Source organism: Clostridia bacterium, from assembly GCA_014360065.1.
Classification (GTDB): Bacteria; Bacillota; DSM-521; order Neomoorellales; family JACIYF01; genus JACIYF01.
In genome coordinates this window covers 1-4,076 of record JACIYF010000173.1, presented here as the reverse complement: position 1 = coordinate 4,076, position 4,076 = coordinate 1, and the positions used below count along the sequence as shown (strand labels likewise).

The 4,076-nt window shown below is 64.0% G+C and carries 2 protein-coding genes; both read left to right on the top strand.

Annotated elements, in window-relative coordinates:
* Positions 1-38: 38 nt before the first annotated feature.
* Positions 39-2,465: a polysaccharide pyruvyl transferase CsaB gene (gene csaB / locus H5U02_14395; protein MBC7343612.1), complete on the top strand. Its 2,427-nt coding sequence runs from the start codon at positions 39-41 to the stop codon at positions 2,463-2,465.
* Positions 2,456-4,076: murein biosynthesis integral membrane protein MurJ (gene murJ, locus H5U02_14390; GenBank protein ID MBC7343611.1), on the top strand; the 1,621-nt coding region annotated here is incomplete at its 3' end. The genes csaB and murJ, both read left to right, overlap by 10 nt.

The following is a 4,076-nucleotide window of genomic DNA, read 5'->3' as shown; positions in this document are numbered from 1 at the left end:
GGGGGCGGCCGGCGGAGTTAATAACGGGGGTGGTTGTGTTGGGGGCGGGGGCCCCCCCAACGGCGGCCAGCGCCACCCCTGCTTCCGCTTACACCTCTGCCCCGGTAGTCCTCACCCTGCACGGCTATATGGCCTGGGAAGCAGTGAGCAAGGGCTCCATTGCCGCCGGCAGCCCGGCGGAAAAGTTTTTCTTGGACATCGAGGATCAAGCCTACCGGGAGGCGGACCGGATCATCACCGTCGACACCCGCTTGGCCAACTACGTCAAAGACCGGGTGGGGCGAACCGAAGGCGTCACCGTCATTCCCAATTTCATCGATCTGGATTCCTTTGACCCCTTGCGGCTACGGGAGGCCCAGGCCCGGCAGGCCGGCCAAGGTTGGCGGGAAAAATTGCGGAAGCGCTACGGCCTTCCTCCGAACGCCTACATCCTTTTTTGCCCCCGCCGCCTGACGGAGAAAAATGGGGTTATCTACCCGCTTCTGGCTTTACCGTCGCTTTTAGCTCTTCATCCCGATTATTTTCTGGTCTACGCTGGCGAGGGTGAGGGGCGGCAGCGCTTGGAGGAGGCCATCAAGAGAGATAGGCTTTCGGACCACGTCCGGCTCCTAGGGGCGCTTGGCCGGGATGCCATCGAAGAGCTGTATGCGGCTTCAGACTTGGTGCTGGTGCCTTCCGTAACTTCCGCCGGGGTGGAGGAGGCTACCTCCATAGCTGCTCTGGAGGGGATGGCGGCTGGCCTGCCGGTGGTGGCTTCCAGTATTGGAGGCTTAAAAGAACTCATCCAGCCCGAAAAGACCGGCTGGTTGGTGCCACAGCGGGATGTAGCTGCCCTAAGCCGGGCCATCAATACCTTACGGGAGCAGCCGGCGCTGGCCGCATCCATCGGCCAGGCCGCCCGCCGGTATGTGGAGGCCCATCACTCCAGCCAGGCCGCCGCCCAGCGCTTCCTCGAAGTTTACCAGTCCGCTATCGAGGACAGGCGGTCCCAAGGCCAGGGCGGGCTGGGGCTAGTAGCCCACTTACAGGCTTCGGCCCCGGAGATACCCTCTGCTTCGGCACCGGCGCAGTTCGCAGCGCCGCCGGTGGCTCCAGCGCTAGCGCCGCCGGCTGCAGCACCTGCTCCAGCGCCCTTCCCGGTGCCGGCATCAGCGCCGGTACCGGGGCCGGGCTTACCCGCATCCGGTTTCCCCGTCTCCCCGGCTCCTTCGGCGGGCTTAACCCAACCTAGACCTCTGTCCGGCGGCCAGGCCCGACGCTCCCGCCCCTTGCGGCTGGTGATATCCGGCTTTTATGGTGCCCATCACGCCGGGGACGAGGCCATCCTCTCGGCCATGCTCCGCCATCTGCGGGAGGAGGTTCCGGGGGCGGAGGTTACCGTCCTTTCCATCCGGCCTGAGGAAACCGCCCAGGCCTACGGGGTCAAATCCATCTACCGGGGCTGGCGGCGGGACCTATGGGCCAAGATCCGGGCCCTGCGCCAGGCCGACCTGCTCATCAGCGGCGGTGGAGGGCTGTTGCAGGATGTCCACCCCACCGGCATCATCTCCGGACCCTTGCCTTATTACCTTATTATCTGCGCTCTGGCCTGGATTTTGGGTACCCCGTTCATGTTCTACGCTCATGGCATCGGCCCCATCACCAGCGCTTATGGCCGCTGGCTTACCAGGCTGGTGGCCAATCGGGCGGTGCTGATAAGCGTCCGGGATCCGGATTCCCGCCGGTTGCTGGATGAGCTGGGGGTTAACCGGCCTCCGGTTACCATTACCGCCGATCCGGCATTGGACCCCACCCTGGCGCCTCGGGAGCGAGTGGCCGAGCTTTTGCGCGCTTACGGATTAGCCTCGCCCTGGGTGGTCTTCTGCCTGCGTTCCTGGCCTGGCCCCCCTGGGTACCAGGAGACCATCGCCCAAGCTGCCGACCATGCCGCCTCTGCCTGGGGAGCCCGGGTGGCGTTTCTACCTTTGGAAAACTCGCCCGACCGGCAGGCGGCTGAAGACATCATTTCCCGGATGCGCGAGCGCCAAGCGGCGACTATAATAAAGGAAGGTCACCGGCCCAGCGAATACGCGGCTCTGGTGGGGAAGGCCGATCTGGTGGTCAGCATGCGCCTTCACGGCCTAATCTTTGCTGCCGCCCAAGGAGTGCCGGCGGTAGCCCTAGCCTATGATCCCAAGGTGAAGGCCTTTATGGGGCGACTGCACCTTAGGCCATACTGCCTGGGTCTGGAGGATCTGAAGCCCTCGGATGCCAACCCGCTGGTGGAAGCCATGGAAAAAGCATGGGCCAACCGCCAGGAGATTAAAGAGGATTTATCCCAAAGAATCCCTCCTTTGAAGGAGCTGGCCCGGGAAAACGCCCGCTTGGTGGCGCGGCTTTTGCAGGTCGGTTCATTAGGGGAGGTCAACCCGGCCGGAGGGGCAAAGGCTTTGCCCAAGAAGAGGTTGATGGATCGATGGCTATGATCGAGAGAGAGACTTCCGCTACCCAGCTGCCGGAGGCTGATGTTTCCACCCTAAAGGGCCAAGTCCCGGCTGCCGGTGGCCATGTCCGCATCGTCAAGGCGGCCAGCATTATCATGGGGGCCACTATCCTGGGACGGATCGCCGGCTACGGGCGAGAAGCGGTGATTGCCGGCCTGTTTGGCGCCAGCGCCGCTACCGATGCCTTTGTGGTCTCCAATACCATCCCCGGCATCTTCATTACCCTAATGACTGGGGTGGTAGGGGCGTGCTATATCCCCATCCTGGCCGGCTTCTTAGCCCGCCGGCGGGAGGACGAGGGTTGGCAGGTCACCCGCACCCTGGCGGTAGCTACCCTGGTGGTGGTCAGCCTCTTGGCCGGCCTGGGGGCCTTGCTAGCTCCTTACTACATCCCCTGGCTGGCTCCCGGCTTTGATCCTGCCAGTCAGGCCCTAGCTGCCAATCTCACCCGCATCCAAATGGGAGTGCTGGTGCTGACCGGATTGGGCGGACTGGCAACGGCGGTGCTCCAGTCCTACCAGCGGTTTGCGGCTCCGGCCTTGGGTCCCTTGGCTTTGAACCTGGTGGTGATCGGCGCTGCCCTGGGGCTGTCCGGCCGCCTGGGAGTTTATGCTCTGGCCTATGGCTTCGTAGGCGGCGCCGCCCTGCAGCTGACCATCCAGATTCCAGCCCTGATTCAGTTGCGCCGTGCCTCCGGTTCCATTGCCGCCCCGCTCGATTTTCACCATCCAGCCCTATCGGAAGTGGCTAAGCTGCTTCCGCTGGTTCTCGTCACCTCCGGGGTGGGCCTCATCAACGTCATGGTGGACCGGATCTTTGCTTCGGCCTTGAGCGAGGGCAGCATTGCCGCCCTGAGCTTTGCCGACCGGGTGGTAGAGATACCCTTGGGGGTATTTGCCGCCGCCATCGCCACCGCTGCTTTCCCTGCCATGGCCGGCCACGTAGCCCGGGGCGACCTGGATTCCCTTCGCCAAACCCAGACCCTGGGCCTGCGCTCGGTGTCGGCCATCACCGTCCCGGCGGCGGTGGGGCTAATGGTGCTGGCCACGCCGGTGATCCGGCTCCTATTTGAGCGGGGGCAGTTTGACTCCCAGGCCACCAGCGCCACTGCCGTTGCCCTGGTGTTTTATGCCATTGGCATTATCCCTTCCTCTTGGCACCAGATCCTGATGCGCACTTATTATTCCTTGAAGGATACCCGGACCCCGGCCGTAGTAGGGGTCTTCATGATCGGACTGAACGCCCTTTTGGACTGGCTGCTGGTTGGGCCCCTGGGCCACGCTGGGTTGGCCCTTTGCACTTCCATCGTAGCCTTCGTTTACGTCGGCACCTTGGCTTTTCTCCTCAAGCGCCGGGCCGGGCTTATGGAGTGGCGGCCGCTGGCCGATGCTCTGCTCCGCATCGGCGTTGCCACTGCCGCCATGGCCGGGGTGGCCTACCTGGCTTCGGCTTGGCTGGGCGGGCGCTTCGGCTCCCATGCCCTTTCCGGCCAAGTGGTGCAGGTAGGGGGAGCCATCGCTTGCGCTACTGCCGTCTACTTGGTAGTGGCCGCTACCTTGCGCCTGCCGGAGATAAGCCTGATCGGCTCGCTCC